Source organism: Acinetobacter sp. FY683 (assembly GCF_059515885.1).
In genome coordinates this window covers 1-19029 of sequence record NZ_JCAKNA010000011.1, presented here as the reverse complement: position 1 = coordinate 19029, position 19029 = coordinate 1, and the positions used below count along the sequence as shown (strand labels likewise).

Sequence of the window (19029 nt, the reverse complement as noted above, 5' to 3'; positions counted from 1 at the left end):
TAGAAAAATAATATATTGCGATGAGTTTATACTAATAGCACATTAATTTTAAGTCGCACTGAAGAGAAAGTTTTCCATTAATTTTTTTGTTTTTAATCAATATCTTATATTTTAATTATAAGACATATATAAATAAGAGTTGTGAAATGAAAGATCAATTTAATTTCATAACGTATGAATGTACTTTCAAGCATTGTAATTTGTTCATGTTGTGTAGCAATTTAATTCCAAAAAGTTTTTGAACTAATAAAAATGATAAATTAGATTTATGCGATATGAGAGCTATAATCGAACGTAATTTAAGAATATACCCAGTCCAGTGGAGTACCTCGACATGGCAGGCGAAACCCAAAAATCTAAAACATTGTACGATAAATTATGGGATGACCATTTAGTAAAACAACGAGACGATGGTTCAGCATTGCTTTATATCGATCGTCATTTATTACATGAAGTGACTTCTCCACAAGCATTTGAAGGTTTGCAACTTGCAGGTCGTAAACCGTGGCGTTTAAGCGCAAACGTGGCTACACCTGACCATAACGTACCAACATCTACCAAAGAGCGTTCAGAAGGTATTGCGGGTATTGAAGATGACACGTCGCGTATTCAGGTTCAAACTTTAGATGACAACTGCAAAACATTTAACGTGGTTCAGTTTGATATTAATGATGTGCGCCAAGGTATTGCACACGTGGTTGGTCCTGAACAGGGTTTAACTTTGCCAGGTATGACTGTAGTTTGTGGTGACTCTCACACTGCAACACATGGCGCCTTTGGTTGTTTGGCACATGGTATTGGTACTTCTGAAGTTGAGCATGTATTGGCAACTCAGTGTTTAGTACAAAAGAAAATGAAAAACATGTTGGTGCGTGTTGACGGTAAGTTGGGTCAAGGCGTAACACCAAAAGATGTTGTATTGGCCATTATTGGAAAAATTGGTACCGCAGGTGGTACAGGTCACGCGATTGAGTTCGGTGGTCAAGTGTTCCGTGATATGTCGATTGAAGGTCGTATGACCGTATGTAATATGGCAATCGAAGGCGGTGCACGCGTGGGTATGGTGGCTGTCGATGACAAAACTATTGAATACGTGAAAGACCGTCCGTATGCACCGAAAGGCGAGCAGTGGGATCAAGCTGTTGCCTATTGGAATACTTTACATTCTGATGAAGACGCACATTTCGATACAGTAGTTGTATTGCAAGGTGAAGAAATTGAACCACAAGTGTCTTGGGGTACATCTCCTGAAATGGTGATTCCTGTTTCAAAAGCAGTTCCAACATTAGAACAAGCAAAAGATGATGTACAGCGTAATGACTGGACACGTGCGTATAACTATATGGGCTTAAATGCAGGTCAAGCCTTGGCTGATATTCAATTAGATCGCGTGTTTATTGGCTCTTGCACAAATTCTCGTATTGAAGATATTCGTGCTGCGGCTGAAGTTGCTAAAGGCAAAAAAGTCGCTGCAAGTATCAAACAAGCGATGGTTGTTCCAGGTTCTGGTTTAGTGAAAGCACAAGCTGAAGCTGAAGGTTTAGATAAAATTTTAATTGAAGCTGGTTTTGAATGGCGTGAGCCGGGTTGCTCTATGTGTTTGGCAATGAATGCTGACAAATTACAATCAGGTGAACACTGTGCTTCGACATCAAACCGTAACTTTGAAGGTCGTCAAGGTAATGGTGGTCGTACGCATTTGGTGAGCCCAGCAATGGCGGCAGCTGCAGCAATTGCAGGTCATTTTGTAGACGTGCGCAGTTTCTAAAATCTCCCTCTTGCGAAGCAATGCTTCTCACCTTTTCTAAAAGGGGGGGAGTTCCCATCTTTATTAAAGAGGGGTTAGGGGAAATTTAAAGTAATGATATTCTTTAGGAATAAAGACAATGAAAAAATATACCGTTGAACAAGGTATCGTTGCACCATTAGACCGTGCCAATGTGGATACAGATTTAATTATTCCAAAACAATTTTTGAAATCAATTAAGCGTAGTGGTTTTGGCGCAAATTTATTTGATGAATTACGTTATTTGGATGAAGGCTTTTTGGGGCAAGATAATTCAAAGCGCCCTTTGAATAAAGATTTCACCTTGAATCAACCACGTTATCAAGGTGCTTCAATCTTGATTTCACGTGCTAACTTCGGTTGTGGTTCTAGTCGTGAGCATGCGCCGTGGGCACTTGAAGAATATGGTTTCCGTACCGTGATTGCACCAAGTTATGCCGATATCTTCTTTAATAACAGCTTTAAAAATGGCATGTTGCCTGTGATCTTATCTGAAGAGATTGTAGATCAATTATTTAAAGAATGTTTTGCGACAGAAGGTTATCAATTAACCATTGATTTGGAAGCACAAGAAGTACGTACACCAAGCGGTGAAAGCTTTAAATTTGAAGTTGATCCATTCCGTAAGCACTGCTTATTAAATGGTTTAGATGATATTGGTTTAACTTTGCAAGCAAGCGATGATATTCGTACTTATGAGGAAAAAACCAAAGCATCTCGTCCTTGGGTATTTAGCGAAATTAGTGGCTAATATTTGAAATATTTTGTCGTGGATTAGAGACCTAACTCTTGTTAACATCAAAGCGTAATAATTTCTATTATGAATTTGACATTCTTGGGTTGGTTTTAAATGAAGATAAAATCTTTTGGTCAACTTATTTTAATGTGCAGTGCTGTTATGACTTTAGCAGCCTGCCAAACTTTAGACATTGCTAGACTAAAAAAGATTCAAGAAACACCAAACACACAATCTAATGCAAAACTATATTGTTCAGGTGTTGTGCTTTGTGAGTTTGAGCGTTTAGGACCAACAGTCATAGTAAAGGAAGATAGTCATCGAATTGATCGTGATGCAATGGAACAAGGCATTGTTCGGGTTAATCTCAATGCTGTAGATGCAGATAAAATTTATTTGTCTGTGAAGCCTATGCAACATGAAGTGGTTATTCGTTTTTATCCTGTGTCTAAAGATCGTGCTGAAAAGTTGTATGTTATTCATCGCTTTAAGGCAAATCAAAAATATACGTTTCGTATGTACCGCGAACGAAATAACGTAAGTGGTAGCCTTCTAAATGTTTCTGCGCCAGAACCTTTGTGCGTTGATTTAAAAGAAGGTCAAAAGGTTGTTCGACGTTTTTGTAAGCCCTACAACGTTTTAAATGGACTTGGCGAGTTTACAGAACAAAAAACTTAATACTTCATCAATTTTCAATTGATACTAAAAATGGAAAAACTCATGTCAAAACATATCTTGATTTTACCGGGTGACGGCATTGGTCCTGAAATTGTAAAAGCGGCTGAACAAGTGCTTACGCGTGTAAATGAAAAATTCAATTTAGGTTTGACGTGGGAACAAGGGTTGTTAGGTGGTGCAGCAATTGATGCTCATGGTTCACCTTATCCAGATGTAACAGCAGAACAAGCGAAAAAAGCGGATGCACTTTTATTAGGTGCGGTAGGTGGTCCTAAATGGGACACAATTGAGCGTTCAATTCGTCCTGAGCGTGGTTTGTTAAAAATTCGTAGCGAATTAAACCTTTTTGCAAATTTACGTCCTGCGATTCTTTATCCACAATTGGCAGATGCTTCTAGCTTAAAACCTGAAATTGTTGCAGGTTTGGATATTTTGATTGTTCGTGAATTAACGGGTGGTATTTACTTTGGTCAGCCACGTGGTATTCGTGAATTAGAAAATGGCGAGAAACAAGGTTTTAATACCGATGTTTATGCTGAGTCTGAAATTAAGCGTATCGCAAAGGTTGCATTTGAGTTGGCGGGTTTACGTGGTGGAAAAGTATGTTCTGTAGATAAAGCAAACGTACTTGAAGTAACCGAGCTTTGGAAGCAAACAGTAACTGCTTTGAAAGAAGAGCAGTATCCTGAGATCAATTTATCTCACATGTATGTAGATAATGCTGCAATGCAATTGGTTCGTGCACCTAAGCAATTTGATGTAATTGTAACGGGTAACTTGTTTGGTGATATCTTGTCTGATGAAGCTGCAATGTTGACAGGTTCTATTGGTATGTTGCCATCTGCATCTTTAGATGAAAATGGTAAAGGTATGTATGAGCCATGTCATGGTTCTGCACCTGATATCGCAGGTCAAAATATAGCAAACCCATTAGCAACGATTCTTTCTGTTGCCATGATGCTTCGCTATACATTCCGTGCTGAAGAAGCTGCTAAAGCAATTGAAGATGCTGTGGGTAATGTATTGGATCAAGGCTTACGTACAGCAGACATTATGTCTGAAGGGAACACAAAAGTGGGTACTGTAGAAATGGGTCAAGCTGTTGTATCTGCATTGAACTAATTCTAATTTGTATGGGAAAGCGCAGCTATTATGCTGCGTTTTTTTATTTCAGTATTTAAATACTTCGTATTTTAAAGCATATAAAAAAAGCCACTTCACAGTGACTTTTTTGCTATCGCTAAAACTTAACGCGCACGGTAAGTGATACGACCCTTCGTTAAATCGTAAGGTGTCATTTCAACTTTAACACTGTCGCCAGTTAAAATACGAATATAGTGTTTACGCATTTTACCAGAAATGTGAGCAATCACTTCGTGACCGTTTTCTAAACGTACACGGAACATAGTATTAGGAAGCGTTTCGGTGACAACGCCTTCGAACTCGATGAGTTCCTCTTTATTGGCCATAGCCTACCTGAGTATCAAATTGGGAAGGCGCAAATTATAGTCAATTTTTTTGCATATTACAAGGTTCTAAGCCTTGAACTATGCTCATCTGTCAATCAAATAAGCGAATGGTGCGTTTAAAGTTTTTTCATAAAATAGAATTTGTTCTGTTGTCAGTTTGGTCAATCACAGTTAATCTAAATTGAATGTTTTTAAGTATAAATGAAGAACATACAAGGAAGGTTTTTGCGTGAGTCAGCAAACAGATGCATCTGTAATACTACGATTGGGTTATCAAGCGATTCGTCGTGCGGGTTTACCCACAGATGAAATTTTGACAAAGGCAGGTGTTGCTTTAGGTCAAGTCGATGCCAATGATCGTACACCATTGAATGCGCAGTATGCATTTTGGGTTGCGGCAGAAGAGGTCAGTCGAGATACAGATATTGGTTTGCATCTAGGAGAGAACTTGCCTTTATATCGAGGGCAAGTAATTGAGCATCTCTTTATTTCTTCTGAAAATTTTGGCGAAGGTTTAAAACGTGCTTTGGCATATCAACGTCTAATTAGTGATGCTTTTAATGCAATATTGGTGGTTGAAGATGGACGTTGTTATTTAACGAATGGCAAGCAATCTCATGCTGAAAATATTGTAAATCGACATTTTTCTGAATGTGCGATGAGTGGCGTACTTCGTTTCTTTAAATTTATTACAGAAGGTCGCTTCGAACCTATTTATATCGACTTCAATTTTAGTCAGGGTGCTTCGGATGATGAATATTTACGTGTGTATGAATGTCCTGTGAGTTTAGGACAAGAGGAAACACGTTTGTATTTTGATCCTGCAATTTTAGATTATCAATTGTGGCAAGCAGAACCTGAACTTTTTCAAATGCATGAGCAATTAGCCTTAGAAAAATTACAGGAACTTGCTCGTTATGATTTGGTGGGTGAGGTGCGCCGTGCGATTGGTTTTACTTTGGAGAAAGGTGAAACCACATTAGAAACAGTTGCTTCACAATTAAGTATTACACCGCGTCGTTTGCGTACACAATTGAGTGAGGCAAATACCAGTTTTCAGCAAATTTTGTCAGATTATCGTTGTCGATTGGCAAAGCGCTTATTGGCAGGAACCAATGAAAGCGTAGAACGCATTGTGTATTTAACAGGTTTTTCTGAGCCAAGTACATTTTATCGAGCTTTTAAGCGTTGGACAAATGAAACGCCTGTCGAATATAGAAAAAGAAAGCAGCGTTAGAATTCATCTAAATCCCCCTTTTTTTAAAGGGGGCTTTTTTATTTCTATTCTTTATACAATGAGGGGTAGGAGGGATTATTACTCAGGCATATTCAACCAATGAGGGCCTAAAGGCATTTTAGGTAAATCAAATTGTTCAGGGTAATCTGCATGAATGAAATATAAGCCATCTGGCGGAGCGGTAATACCTGCAGCTTTACGATCTTCAGCTGCAAAAATTTCATCAATATGGTCAACTTCATACATGCCTTGACCAATTTCTAATAAGCATCCCACAATATTTCTAACCATGTGATGTAAGAAACCATCGGCTTGAATATCTAAAACTAAATAACAGCCATGTCGAATTAGTCTTGAATGAGTCACATGACGAACTGGCTGATTCGATTGGCAAGCAGCGGCGCGGAAACTTTCAAAGTTATGCGTGCCTTCAAACTTTTTAGCCGCTTCCATCATTTTTTCAACATTCAGCGGATTAAATACATGTGTAACTTGCTTGTGCAAAAGTGCAGGACGTTGTGGATTATTATAAATAACATAACGATAGCGGCGTGCTTGCGCTTTAAAACGCGCATGAAAGTCCGAATCCATTTCTTTAATCCATTGGATCGAAATGTCTTTAGGTAGTGTGCTATTTGCACCCATCAACCAGCCACGAATTGGACGAATAGCATGGGTATCGAAATGTGCAACCATATTTGTTGCATGCACGCCAGCATCGGTTCGACCTGCGCCGTGAAGTAGAATAGGTTCATTGGCAATTTTGGATAAAACCGTTTCAATGGTTTCTTGCACGCTTACTACGCCAGACTGTTGAGTTTGCCACCCTCTATATTGAACGCCAGAAAACTCAATACCGACTGCAAAACGTTGCATATTCACCTCAAATACTTAATTAATCCAATGGTTGTGCCATTGTTCTACGGAGTCGTATTTTAAATACATTTTTAATGCTTTTGCATAAAGATCTGCATGACTAAAGCTATTACTTACTAAAAAGTTTGAATGTGTAATCCATTCACTTACGGCATAGCGTTGATCAAGTGAGCCAAAGGGTACTTGGCTATTAATAATTACAGCGCAGTTTTTGGCTCGAATACTTTTTAAAACCTGAATGAGTTTTTCATTCACAGCAATGTTTCCTGTACCAAATCCTTGTAAAATTAAGGCATGCGGTGGATTTTCAATGAATGATTCTAAGTTCTGTATTTGTTGCTCTATCGCAATGGGTTGCCACATGAGATTTAAGCAATTAAAACTTTGGGCTTTAGTAATAAGCTGATTATCTATCTTGAATGCGTCTGTAGTCGCCAAAATTGCCTGATTAGCATCTATACCAATAAATGCATCAAGTTCTGTTGTATGTCGTTTTAACGCTGTTTGAGCGTGAATTAGGCGGTGGTGGAAGGCTAGGAAAACGCCGTTTGAATATTTAAAAACTGAATCTAGTGCAAAATTAAGATTTATTGTGGCATCTGTAAATTCGCGTGTGTCATCACCTTTTATATTTAACAGGGGATATTGACTGCCCGTAAGTACAACACTTGCAGAATTACCTAAGAAATGTGCAAGAACGGCGCTTGCATAACTTAGAGTATCTGTACCGTGAATAATCACAAAATGTTGATATCGTTTTTGCTGTAATTCTTGAATAAACTTTATAAGTTTTAACCAGTCTTCCGCTGTGCAAGCACTACTGTCTTTAATCACAGGTGATACAAAACATTCAATATCAAATTGAAGTGTAAGGAGGTGTTGTAATAGAGGAAGAAAATTTTCAGCAGGCATGGGCGCTAGTGGCTCACCAATACAACCAAAAGTTCCCCCCATATAAATTAAAGCAATTTTTTTCATCATAAAAAAAGCAGCCAAGAATGACTGCTTTAGTGTAATTCGTTTTTTATTAAGATGCGATTTGATTCAGTAACTGATCTGCAATTTGACGTTGTTCAGATGAATAGTCCACTTCATTCTCTGCCAAGATTGTACGTGCAGCATCGTAAGCGCCAAGTTCAATATATTTTTGAGCTAGGTCTAGGTTTAATTCAATTTCATTGATTTCTGCAAGAGATGGAAATGATTGAACTAAAGGATCTGTAGTATCTAAATTAGATACGGCAACAACAGGTGTTTCTATAGCAACAGGTGTTGGTAAGATTTCTTCTGGCACAGCAATATTCAGATCTGTTTCGATCTCTACTTCATTGCTTACTGTTTCAGAGCTAGATGGTGTTGAATCTAAACTAAAACTAAATTCAGGTTGCTCATCTAATGTAGCTGTTGCTTTTTCAGGTTCTGCAGCAGGGGTTTTATTCGATATAAAGTCTAAATTAAATTCATTGGCTTTCAGTGGTTCTTCAGCAATAAACTCAGATTGTTGGTTTGGCTTTTCTTCAGTTAATTCTTCATTGCTAGAAAGCGTAAATGAAAAATCTAGTGGTTTAATTTCATCTGCTACAGATACTTCTTCAACTTTAGGTTGAGCTTCGGAAGGCGCAAATGATGGGTTGAATTCTAAAGGTGTATTTTCAACAGCAGGATGAATTTCTTCAGGAGCTTCTTTAATAATAGGAGCCGTAAATTCTAATTGAGTTTCTTCAAATGCTATTTTTTCTTCTTCAACAGCTTTTGTTGGCGCTGTTGGTGCACTAATCAGTGCATCAAAAGCATCATCTGACAAAGAATCTTGAGGAGCTGGTTTTACAGGCTGTTGAGTTGCTTCTGCAGTGTTTGGTGTGAATTGAATTAATTTATCAGCTTTAGCACTCGATTTTTTATCAGCAACTTTTGCTTCTGCTTGTTGAGCGATGTCGTAAAGTTCTAACGCATTTAGATGGTTAAGTAATTGATTAATTGCAAATTCATCTTTTTGCTCTAAGTGAACATCGAGTAATAATAAATATAGTTCGTGTTGAGCATTGTTACGTTTTAATGCTTGGTTAATTTGAGCTTCGGCTGCAAAAAAATTATGATCTTTTATGAGTATTTCAATTTTTTTACGAGTATCTGCTGAAAGAGGCTGAGTTTGTTTTGTTTCAAGAATGTCATCTTCAACAATTTTAGTTGAACGTGCAGATGATCGAGTTGGACTCGATTTTTTGGCCTTACTTTTTGTATTTCCTTTCTTTGCAGGCTGACTTGATTCTTGAGCATCTTGACGCTTTTTGACAACAAGTAAAACGATAATCAAAATGATGAGTGGAATCACGTACATCAGCATATCTATACCCCTTATGGAAGTACCTTTTTAATGAAGGTAAATCCTTGAAAACTTAGTGAAACAAATTAGTTGTGAGCTTTTTTTACAGCTTGTTGGTTTTCCAACTGTTGTTGAAGTTGAGCAAGACGGGCATTCAATAATTGAATTCTATGATCCTTTTGATTTAACGCCTTTTCTAACTGGGTTACGTCTTTCTGTAATTTAACGGTTTTTTCTCGAGATGTCATAACCTTTGATGTTAAATTTTGAGAAGTTTTATTGCTTGTCGTATTTTTTGATGAAGAGCCATGAGCCGAGTTTTGTTCACTCTCTGCAACTAAGCTCATTTCCGCTTGGTTTAAGCGATATTTTGCTTTCCCAGACTGTTTCATTTGAGGTTGTTTAGCTTTATTTGCAGCAACTTTTTTAGCATTTTGGTCTGCTGTTGTTTCTTGCAAGTTTAAAGTTACGCCACGTTTTAAACGATTAGCATCACCTCTAATAAACGCATGTTCATTATTCGCTTTAATTTGTTGCATAACAGAATTTACAGAACGATTTTGTTGATCTGCAATTCTTGATGCAATTGCCCATAAAGATTCATTACTTCTCACCACATGTTTTTCGTTAGTGTTAGCTGAATTAGAACGTGGACTTGTTTTTATTTCAGATTTTGGTTGTTTATTAGTTGGAGCTTCAGTTTTTTGAGGCTCCACTTTTATTGCTTCATCTGTTCGAGATTCTACAGGTTTAGCTTTGGCTTCTTGTGCTTTTTTCGCTAGTTCTTCTTCTGCAAACTTTCTAGCTAAAGGATCAGCAGAAACATTTGGTTGTGGAATAGGTGGTGCAATTTGAATATTTTGAGCAGGCACAGATTTTGGAACTGAACTTTGCACTTTAACCGCGGGTTGTTGTGTTGGATTTTCTATGACTTTTTCAGTTTTAACCGATGATGATATTGCTTGAGATGTATTATTTACCATTGGTGCAGATTGCAGAACAATTGGTGCAGGTGTTGTTACATTTGATTTTTGAAGCGGGGGAGGTGTTATTTTTAGTGGCTCTAAATTTACGGTTTGTTGTACAGATGGCAATGTATATGAACTACTTGTAGGTAAATTTAAGGCAATATCTTTTTCATTAACAATCATAATAGGAGTTAATGAATTTTCTCTGTTTGATGTTTTGTTTGTTGTAGTGGTACTGCTGCGAGCTAATGGTTTTTTAATTTGTTGTAAGCGAGTTGTAGAACCTTCTTTAATTTTTACAATAATATTGAGTTCAGGATCAATAATAGGTCTTGACGATGTAATAGTAATTACACCTGTACCATTCGTATTTCTACGAGTAAAAAAGTTAAGATGTCCTGGTGGTTGGTGTGTTGCCCCAATAGATATTAAGTCTTCTGGTTTTGCTAAACTCACCTCAAGAGGTGTATTTGTATCAGATTGACGAAAACTTAATTCTGCATAAAGTAATTCACCCGCACTTGATTGAATAATGGCAGGGTCGACATTGATCGCATAAATATTTTGTGATGCAATAATTGTTAAAATTGCGATCTTTAATTTGTTATACGTGGTCATATTAATCTTAGGCTCGGTCACAATCGCAAAGCGGAAATTATAATTATAGATTAGCGATTTGAAGACTATTTGTAAAATAAATACCGTGAACTGTCATAAAAAAGCCGATCATACTAGATCGGCTTTTTAGATTTTTAATTGAAATTAAGCATTTTTAAAATCAATTAAAATTCGAAGCATACGGCGTAAAGGCTCAGCAGCGCCCCAAAGTAATTGGTCACCTACGGTGAATGCACCTAGGTACTCTTTACCCATATTTAGTTTACGTAAACGACCTACTGGAACGCTTAAAGTACCTGTTACAGCTACAGGTGTAAGATCTGTCATAGACGCTTCACGTGTATTTGGAACAACTTTAGCCCATTGGTTTGCGCTACGTAACATATCTTCAATTTCATCAAGCGGAACATCTTTTTTCAATTTTAATGTTAATGCTTGAGAGTGACAACGCATTGCGCCAATACGAACACAATGACCGTCAATAGGAACGATTTGTTGATTACCTAAAATTTTGTTGGTTTCAACTTGACCTTTCCATTCTTCTTTAGATTGACCGCTTTCAAGTTGCTTGTCGATATAAGGAATGAGTGAGCCAGCTAAAGGCACGCCAAAGTTTGCAGATGGGAAGCCTTCACCACGTTGTAATTCAGCAATTCTTGAATCGATATCAAGAATTGGTGAGCGTGGGTCATCTAACAAGTCTTTTGTATTGTTGTACAAGTAGCCCATACCACTAATGAGTTCACGCATATTTTGCGCACCAGCACCTGAAGCGGCTTGGTAAGTCATAGATGTTGCCCATTCCACTAAATTGTTTTGGAATAAGCCACCTAAGCCCATCAACATGAGTGAAACGGTACAGTTACCGCCTACAAATGTTTTAGTACCATTTACTAAACCATCTTTAATCACGTTCATGTTCACAGGATCTAGAACGATAATTGCTTCATCATCCATACGTAAAGTAGATGCAGCATCAATCCAATAACCAGCCCAGTTTTCCGCTTTTAATTTAGGGAAAACTTCAGACGTGTAGTCACCACCTTGGCAGGTAATAATGACATCCATTTGCTTCAGACTCTTAATGTCTGTTGCATCCATAAGTGCTGGGGCAGTTTTACCGCCAAACGCAGGGGCTTCACCACCTGCATTACTGGTAGAGAAATAGAATGGCTCAAAATGAGCAAAATCATTCTCTTCAACCATACGTTGCATAAGGACAGAACCAACCATCCCGCGCCAACCGACCAGACCTACTTTCATGTCACTTTGCCTCGGTGCGTTAAAATAAAAAAAGGGCTTTGAGTGTATCAAAAGAGCACGTAACTGCAAGTGCTACAGAATGAAAACATCATTTATATTGTGAAATATAACTTGTTTATGTTACATGGAAAATTGATATAAATTTATGAGTCCATTAAAAATAAAGAATAAAAGAGAAAAAGTATGGTTTGGATAGAAGTAATTGCAGTTGTAGTGATTTGGCTAAGCTTTTGGTCACTTATTCCTAGAGATGAGTGGTGGTTTCGTGGAGCCGATTTCCCACGTTTACAAATACTTATCTTGGGAGTAGGTGCTCTTATTTTGCTTTTAATTTGGGATGCACCATGGGATATATGGCGTGAAATAATACTTATAGGTTTAATCGCAGCAGTAGCTTATCAGCTAAAAATGGTACTTCCATATACGTTTATATGGAAGAAACAGGTAAAAAAGGTGCGTAAAGATCAATTGGATCGAAGCAAACAGATTTCGATATTAGTTTCTAATGTACTTACACCAAATCAGAAATATGATGCTCTCATTACTCAAATTAAAGAATATCAGCCAGACATTGTATTAACACTAGAAACAAACGAGGTCTGGCAAAAGAAGCTTGAAGTCATAGAGCCTGATTATCCATATAAAGTTGCTGTTCCTTTAGATAATTTGTATGGAATGCACTTATATAGCCGACTCAAGCTTTCTAATACAGAAGTGAAATTTATTTTGAGTGATGAAATTCCATCCATTCATACTACAGTGACTTTACATTCAGGTCACAAAGTTCAGTTGTATTGTTTGCATCCAAAACCGCCAAGCCCCACGGAAGCAAAAGATTCTAAATTACGTGATGCTGAACTTTTAATTGTGGGAGATCAAATTAAAGATCTTGATGCAAGCTGCATTGTGATGGGTGATCTAAATGATGTTGCATGGTCGCGTACAACACGGTTATTTCAACGAATTAGTGGCTTATTAGATCCGCGTGTTGGTCGTCATTATGTCAATACTTTCCATGCAGATTATCCATTACTTCGTTGGTCGCTCGATCATGTTTTTCATAGTACAGACTTTGCTTTGGTTGAAATGAAGCGGTTATCACATATAGGATCGGATCATTTTCCAATTTATGTGGTTTTACAAACAGGACGAGTCTTTGAGGACGTTCAGCAAGAGTTGGAGCAAACCGAAGCTGATGAAGAAAAAGCACAAGAAGCAATTCAAGAAGGCATTGAAAAAGCAGAAAAAGAGGAAAAAGTTGTGACTGATGAAATTGCACAAGATTATAAAAATAAGGGCTAAAATCATATTTTGTAGTCAATATCCTACAAGCTTTTGAGGATTTGGAGGCTATGAAGGAAAAGGTTAAAACATTATTGTTGCTACATCAGCACAAGGAACGGGAATGGATAGTCCCACTAAGGAAGACAACGCTGAAGGAAAAACATCAAGGACATGATGTATGGTTAGGATAACCAATGATAAAAGAATAAATATATGAAACAGCACAACCCTATATAGCCCGAGTTTTACAGGATGTAGAACTCGGGTTGTTGTTTTTAAGGGATACGACTTTAAAATTAAAAGATTAATACAAGCTTTCTGAGCCTTCAGGGCGCGTTTTAAAACGACGGTGGAACCACATATATTGCGTTGGGGCTAGACGCAATTGACGTTCAATAATTAAATTTGTACGAGTCGCATCATCCACTTCATCTTCACTTGGTAAGTTTTCTACAGGTGGTTCAATTAAAACTTTGTATTTAGGATTAGAAATATCACCATCACGATAGAAATAAAGTGGAATGGCTTCTGCTTTAGTCATTTTTAACAAACGACGATGTGCTGTTACTGTTGCAGCAGGAACGCCAAAGAATGGTGCCATAACACCTTGTTTTAAGCCAAAATCTTGGTCTGGGCTGTACCAAATTGCGCGTCCATTTTTTAAATGTCGAATTAAGCCACGCATATCATCATGGTCAATTTGGTTTGTATAAATGGTTGAGCGACAACGGTAAATGAGCATATCGAGTAATGGATTGTTTTGCGGACGATACACGACATCTGGGTCGAAGTATTGAGCACAAACATATCCACCAGCATCAAGTAAAGTTGAATGTGTTCCTAGCAGAAGTGCACCTTTGCCTTGAGCTTGCGCATTTTGAATATGTTCTAAGCCTTCAATCTCTACACGCCCTTCAAACCATTTAGGGCAGTACCATGCATTTAGTGTTTCAAAAATGCCAAGCATTTGGTCGATAAAGACTTGTTCAGATTTTTCAAGAACCTCTGCTTCAGACCATTCAGGAAAACACAGTTCTAAATTTCGTATCGTTGTTTTTTTACGAGATTTTAAATATTTAAATGCAACCGATCCAAGGAAGTTTGCAATTCTGTACTGAATTGACCAAGGTAAAATTGCCAAAATCATCAGGAATAAAATACCCATCCATATTCCCCAATATTTGGGTAATAGAAATGACCATTGAAATTCACCTGGTTTATAGTCTGGCTTTTTACTCATTGCAACAAGGAAACCTTAAAAATTAACTGTAGTTTAACACGATTAATTTGTGCAAATAAAAAGACATCTAAACCCAAGGTCAAGATGTCTTTTTTGATACGAAATTAAGCTTAGTTTCCTTTGCTTAAGTTCTCAAGTTCTTCCCAACGCTCTAACTTTTCAAGTAAAAATTCATCAATTTCACTTAAACGAGTTGAAAGCTTCATTGCTTTATCTGCATCAGATACAAACATAGAACCATCTGCAAGTTGTGCATTAATTTCAGCTTGTTCTTTTTCAAGCGCTTCCATTTCAGCAGGCAGTTGTTCTAAAGCACGTTGATCTTTATAGCTAAGTTTAGCTTTTTTTGGTGCAGCTGCAGCGGCAGTTGCTTCAGCTTTTGCCGCAGCTTTCTTGGCATCACTTTTTAAGCCAACAGCAGTTTGGTCGGGACGTTGTTCAAGATAATCTTGATAACCACCGATGTATTCATCGATTTGTCCTTTGCCATCAAATACCCATGTAGAGGTAACCACGTTATCCATGAATGCACGGTCATGTGAAATCAATAGTAACGTACCTTTGTAACCACCTAGCATTTCTTCAAGTAACTCTAAAGTCACCATGTCTAGGTCGTTTGTTGGCTCATCCATGACAATTAAGTTAGATGGCTTAAGTAGTAGCTTCGCCAATAAAATACGATTACGTTCACCACCCGATAGGGCTTTAACAGGTGTACGAGCACGCTCAGGTGAGAATAAAAAGTCTTGTAAATAGCTGTAAATATGACGACGATTACCATTTACATCAACATGGTCTGAGCCTTCAGATACGTTATCTTTTACAGATTTTTCAAGGTCAAGTGCATTACGTAATTGGTCAAAGTAAGCAACTTCGAGTTGTGTGCCTGTTTTTACAGAGCCGCTATGCTCAAGTTCACCTAAAATTGCTTTGATTAATGTTGTTTTACCTACACCGTTATCGCCAACTAAGCCAATACGATCGCCACGAAGTACCAATGCAGAGAAGTCTTTGATAATTGGCGCATTGTCACCAAAGGTAACGCTTAGGTTTTCAATATCAAATACCAATTTACCTGAGCGATTGGCTTCTTGAGTAGCCATGCTCACTTTGCCTTGTTGTGAGCGACGTGCTTTAGATTGTTCACGTAATTCTTTTAGTGCGCGAACACGACCTTCATTACGGGTACGACGTGCTTTAATCCCTTGACGAATCCAAACTTCTTCTTCTGCAAGACGTTTATCGAAAAGCGCATTTTGCTTTTCTTCAGCTTCCATTTGCTGCGCTTTAAGCTCTAAATAACGTGAATAGTTACCTTCGTAGCTACGTAAAGTACCGCGATCAAGCTCGACAATACGAGTTGCAATGCTATCTACAAATGAACGGTCATGCGAAATAAACAATAAGGTCAAATTGTTTTGGTCGAGTAAGAATTTTTCTAACCATTCAATACTTTCAACGTCCAAATGGTTTGTTGGTTCGTCGAGTAATAATACGTCAGGTTGTGTAAGTAGGGCACGAGCTAAAAGCACGCGACGTTTACGACCACCCGATAAATCTGCAAGATCGGCATCTGGGTCTAAGCCCATTTTGCTTAAAATAGAGTTAACTTTAGTTTCTAAAGACCAACCATCGAATTGATCCATTTTGTGTTGCAAATCGCCCATGCGTTCGCAGGCATCCATATCGCCAAGTACACATGCATCGCTTGCTTCATGATATGCACGAAGAATAGATGCGGCTTCGCCAGCACCATCGGCTACAATATCAGCGACTTTGCCTGAATCCATGGGTACATCTTGAGCAAGCATTGAAATTGTAATGCCATTTTGCAACGAAACTTCACCCGCATCGGGTAATAAAGTTCCCTCAATCAGTTTAAGTAAAGTAGACTTACCCTCACCATTACGACCGATTAAACACACTCGTTCGCCACGCTCCAAACTGAAGTTCGCGCCGTCGAGTAGGGCAGGTCCGCCAAAAGCGAGTTGGACATCCCTTAAAGTAATATAGGCCATAATGTTTCCTAAAAAATCCTACGTGAGGAGTGTAAAGTGACTAAACAACAAAATCTTGATGAACAGGCGTCATTTTCCGCACCCATTGAAGATTTGCAAGTGCGAATTGCATTTTTAGATGATTTAGTTGATCAGTTGAATGAACAATTGATCATTCAAGGTCAAGAACTTGCTGATTTAAAAAAACAAATGCGGATTTTGTATCAACGTGTAGAAGCATCAGATAATTCTGATGGAATTGCACCGTTTGATCCATTGACGAATAAACCACCGCATTATTAATGAGTTTTGATTTATTCACAACTTGTTTGAGTTAAGTAGTATATGAAGGTTGGATTATATTTGACCTTTTTTACGCTTATCTATCTAATAAAGTTAATTATTGAGCATAATTGTATTTATGAGCCAAAAAGTCGTTCTATTCGATCTAGAGCAAAATATTCCAACAATATCTTTATTACGTAAAGTCATTGAACATTATTCAACACTTTATGTCTTTAATTGTGGTGGTAAATTTGAATTTGCTTTGGAAGATTTAACTGAATTTTCAAGCTGGATCAGCAGTGGTCAAGTAGTGGTATTAGACACACCTCAAGCATCGCAACGTGAGTTTGAATATGCTGTTGTGGTTGGTCAGTTATTGGCATTATTGGATGCAAACACACACGTTGAAGTCATTTCAGCTATGCCAAGTAGTGACATGCTTATTTTAATGCTACAAAGCTCAAATATCAGTTGTAGCTTAATTCAAGTTGAATTAGAAAATTCTGCAACTAAAGTGGCCAAACAAGTTGTGCCAAGTGTTCAAGCTATTTTGAATCATCCTGACTTAATACTTGTGAAACAGTATTGTGATGTTCTGGAAACCATGTCAGGCAAACCTAATAGTATTGAGAAACTTAAAAATTCAATTTTAAATGTACTCAATGTAGATGCAGACAAAGCACAACATTTAATTGGGATGTTAATTAATTTAAAACTGGTGAAGAATTTTGAAGATCAAATTTCATTTCGTAAGAAGGTTTTGAAACAGTGGGTTGCGTTGGATTTAGAACATGTAGATGAACCTGAAACCATAACGCAATCGGCTTTAGAATTTATAAGTAATATAAAAGCTGAAAAAGAGCAGTTAGAAAGTGAATTGAATGCCAATACCGATATTCAAAATGCACATAATGGTTTATTTAAAAACTTTGCAGTCATTGACCCTGTTCAATTAGAAGTTGCACAAAAACTTCGAGAACTAAAGTCTGATAAACCGAAAGATATTTACGAGCTTCGTGATTTATTAGAACAATTATTTCCACAATCAAATATTCGTTTGTTACTGAAAGAGCTGTTAGATAAAGGTTATATTTATTGGAATGGACATGAAGTTTTGTACAGTCATGAGATGTTTTTGAGTTAGAGAAATAACTTATGAATATTGATGATATTTTGGGGCGTATAGGTAAGTTTTTCTTATTTATTTCAACACTCTTTATCGCATCTATTTCACTTGCTGGAATTTTATATACAGATTCTTTTGCACGGAAGTTAGGTTTTAATTTCTCTCTCTTTGATCTAAATGCTTATACATCTTTTACGCAAGTTTTAGTGTCTGATCGTTACAATGTTTTTGGAAATGGCATTGTTATAACAATATTTATAATGTCCTTCATTTTTGTTTATCCTAAATCATTACTCCTTGTTTATGATTTATTGGTAATTCTAGTAAGTAAGATTTATTGCGCTTTGCCTTCAAAAATTTTTCTTCTTTTATTCTTAGTAATTTCACCATTTTTATTACCATTATTTTTCATAATTTTGGTATTTGTATCAATTACATTAAAGCTTAATGAGTTGGATTGTCTCAAAAAAAGATGGAAAGAAGTTCATTTAAAGTTAGAGGGAAATGAATATTATAAAAAAAGCGATAAGCGTATCTCTTTTAATTTTCTCTCATATATTAAAGCTACTTTCTTGTTTGTACTTATGACTGGTTTTGTTGCACAAACCTATCTGTAAAGGGTTTTTCAGCGATATAATTTTCAAATGAAGAAGCCTACACACAAAATCTACCGCACAACCAATTGGCCCGCATATAACCGAGCACTCATGAGTCGCGGAAATATTGCCATTTGGTTTGATCCTGCTACGCAATGGTATGCGCCATCAAAAGGCAAACAAGGGCGAAATCAAACCTACTCCGACGCAGCCATCCAATGCTGCTTAATGATTAAATCCTTATTCCGTCTGTCTTTACGTATGGTCACTGGCTTTGTGCAAAGTCTGATTAAACTTTGCGGATTAAATTGGATAGCTCCAGATTACACCACGCTTTGTAGAAGACAAAAGCATATTGATATTGTAATCAGCTACCAAAAAAGTAGCGATGGGCTGCATCTACTCATGGACTCTACAGGGATGAAGTTTCTAGGTGAGGGCGAATGGAAACGCAAGAAACATGGACCTGAATATCGTCGCCAATGGCGTAAACTTCATATTGGTATAGATGCTAAAACCCTACAAATACGAGCAGTTCAGCTTACAA

The 19029-nt window shown here is 37.4% G+C and carries 17 protein-coding genes and 1 pseudogene; 10 read left to right on the top strand and 8 right to left on the bottom strand.

Annotated features, from left to right (window positions below):
• Positions 1 to 334: 334 nt before the first annotated feature.
• The 4 genes from leuC to leuB all read left to right on the top strand — a co-directional run bounded on the left by leuC (position 335) and on the right by leuB (position 4322).
• Positions 335 to 1768, top strand: coding sequence for a 3-isopropylmalate dehydratase large subunit (leuC, locus tag AC5YDH_RS07600; protein ID WP_496118249.1), 1434 nt, complete (start codon positions 335 to 337; stop codon positions 1766 to 1768).
• 118 nt (positions 1769 to 1886) lie between these two features.
• Entirely contained in the window at positions 1887 to 2537 is a 651-nt protein-coding gene (leuD, locus tag AC5YDH_RS07595) for a 3-isopropylmalate dehydratase small subunit (protein WP_496118248.1), read from the top strand.
• A gap of 99 nt (positions 2538 to 2636) precedes the next feature.
• Complete coding sequence (locus AC5YDH_RS07590; protein WP_496118246.1) at positions 2637 to 3200, top strand: hypothetical protein; 564 nt, start codon at positions 2637 to 2639, stop codon at positions 3198 to 3200.
• Between the two features lie 42 nt (positions 3201 to 3242).
• The gene (gene leuB, locus AC5YDH_RS07585; protein WP_496118244.1) at positions 3243 to 4322 is read left to right on the top strand and encodes a 3-isopropylmalate dehydrogenase; all 1080 of its coding nucleotides are present in this window, start codon (positions 3243 to 3245) and stop codon (positions 4320 to 4322) included.
• 125 nt (positions 4323 to 4447) lie between these two features.
• Here the strand turns inward: leuB and infA are convergent, their stop codons facing one another.
• Complete coding sequence (gene infA / locus AC5YDH_RS07580) at positions 4448 to 4669, bottom strand: translation initiation factor IF-1 (RefSeq protein ID WP_001284370.1); 222 nt, start codon at positions 4667 to 4669, stop codon at positions 4448 to 4450.
• Between the two features lie 229 nt (positions 4670 to 4898).
• Between infA and AC5YDH_RS07575 the strand changes: the two genes are divergently transcribed.
• Positions 4899 to 5906 carry an AraC family transcriptional regulator gene (locus AC5YDH_RS07575; protein ID WP_496118217.1) on the top strand — a complete coding sequence of 336 codons (1008 nt, stop codon included), beginning with the start codon at positions 4899 to 4901 and terminating at the stop codon, positions 5904 to 5906.
• A gap of 78 nt (positions 5907 to 5984) precedes the next feature.
• Here AC5YDH_RS07575 and truA read toward each other — a convergent pair whose 3' ends face one another.
• The 5 genes from truA to asd form a co-directional block, all read right to left on the bottom strand.
• Positions 5985 to 6782 (bottom strand): tRNA pseudouridine(38-40) synthase TruA, encoded by a 798-nt coding sequence (truA, locus tag AC5YDH_RS07570; RefSeq protein ID WP_496118215.1) that lies wholly within the window; start codon positions 6780 to 6782, stop codon positions 5985 to 5987.
• 15 nt (positions 6783 to 6797) lie between these two features.
• Positions 6798 to 7763: an asparaginase gene (locus tag AC5YDH_RS07565; RefSeq protein WP_496118397.1), complete on the bottom strand. Its 966-nt coding sequence runs from the start codon at positions 7761 to 7763 to the stop codon at positions 6798 to 6800.
• 46 nt (positions 7764 to 7809) lie between these two features.
• On the bottom strand, positions 7810 to 9126 hold the full coding sequence (gene fimV, locus AC5YDH_RS07560) for a T4P machinery localization factor FimV (protein ID WP_496118213.1): 1317 nt from the start codon (positions 9124 to 9126) through the stop codon (positions 7810 to 7812).
• A gap of 65 nt (positions 9127 to 9191) precedes the next feature.
• Entirely contained in the window at positions 9192 to 10691 is a 1500-nt protein-coding gene (locus AC5YDH_RS07555) for a type IV pilus assembly protein FimV (RefSeq protein WP_496118211.1), read from the bottom strand.
• A 144-nt stretch (positions 10692 to 10835) separates the two neighbouring features.
• Positions 10836 to 11954, bottom strand: coding sequence for an aspartate-semialdehyde dehydrogenase (asd, locus tag AC5YDH_RS07550; RefSeq protein WP_496118209.1), 1119 nt, complete (start codon positions 11952 to 11954; stop codon positions 10836 to 10838).
• 183 nt (positions 11955 to 12137) lie between these two features.
• Here asd and AC5YDH_RS07545 point away from each other — a divergent pair, with 183 nt between their 5' ends.
• On the top strand, positions 12138 to 13256 hold the full coding sequence (locus AC5YDH_RS07545) for an endonuclease/exonuclease/phosphatase family protein (RefSeq protein ID WP_496118207.1): 1119 nt from the start codon (positions 12138 to 12140) through the stop codon (positions 13254 to 13256).
• A gap of 286 nt (positions 13257 to 13542) precedes the next feature.
• Here the strand turns inward: AC5YDH_RS07545 and lpxL are convergent, their stop codons facing one another.
• Positions 13543 to 14478 (bottom strand): LpxL/LpxP family Kdo(2)-lipid IV(A) lauroyl/palmitoleoyl acyltransferase, encoded by a 936-nt coding sequence (gene lpxL / locus AC5YDH_RS07540; RefSeq protein ID WP_496118205.1) that lies wholly within the window; start codon positions 14476 to 14478, stop codon positions 13543 to 13545.
• A 110-nt stretch (positions 14479 to 14588) separates the two neighbouring features.
• Positions 14589 to 16496 (bottom strand): ATP-binding cassette domain-containing protein, encoded by a 1908-nt coding sequence (locus AC5YDH_RS07535; protein WP_496118203.1) that lies wholly within the window; start codon positions 16494 to 16496, stop codon positions 14589 to 14591.
• Between the two features lie 36 nt (positions 16497 to 16532).
• On the opposite strand from AC5YDH_RS07535, the gene AC5YDH_RS07530 reads away from it, so the two are divergent.
• From AC5YDH_RS07530 to AC5YDH_RS07515, 4 genes and pseudogenes are all read left to right on the top strand, one after another.
• Positions 16533 to 16778, top strand: coding sequence for a SlyX family protein (locus AC5YDH_RS07530; RefSeq protein WP_496118201.1), 246 nt, complete (start codon positions 16533 to 16535; stop codon positions 16776 to 16778).
• A gap of 118 nt (positions 16779 to 16896) precedes the next feature.
• Complete coding sequence (locus tag AC5YDH_RS07525; RefSeq protein ID WP_496118200.1) at positions 16897 to 17904, top strand: hypothetical protein; 1008 nt, start codon at positions 16897 to 16899, stop codon at positions 17902 to 17904.
• An 11-nt stretch (positions 17905 to 17915) separates the two neighbouring features.
• Positions 17916 to 18503: a hypothetical protein gene (locus AC5YDH_RS07520; RefSeq protein ID WP_496118198.1), complete on the top strand. Its 588-nt coding sequence runs from the start codon at positions 17916 to 17918 to the stop codon at positions 18501 to 18503.
• Positions 18504 to 18530: 27 nt separating this feature from the next.
• A pseudogene (locus tag AC5YDH_RS07515) lies at positions 18531 to 19029 on the top strand (IS5-like element ISAba12 family transposase); the annotation flags it as partial.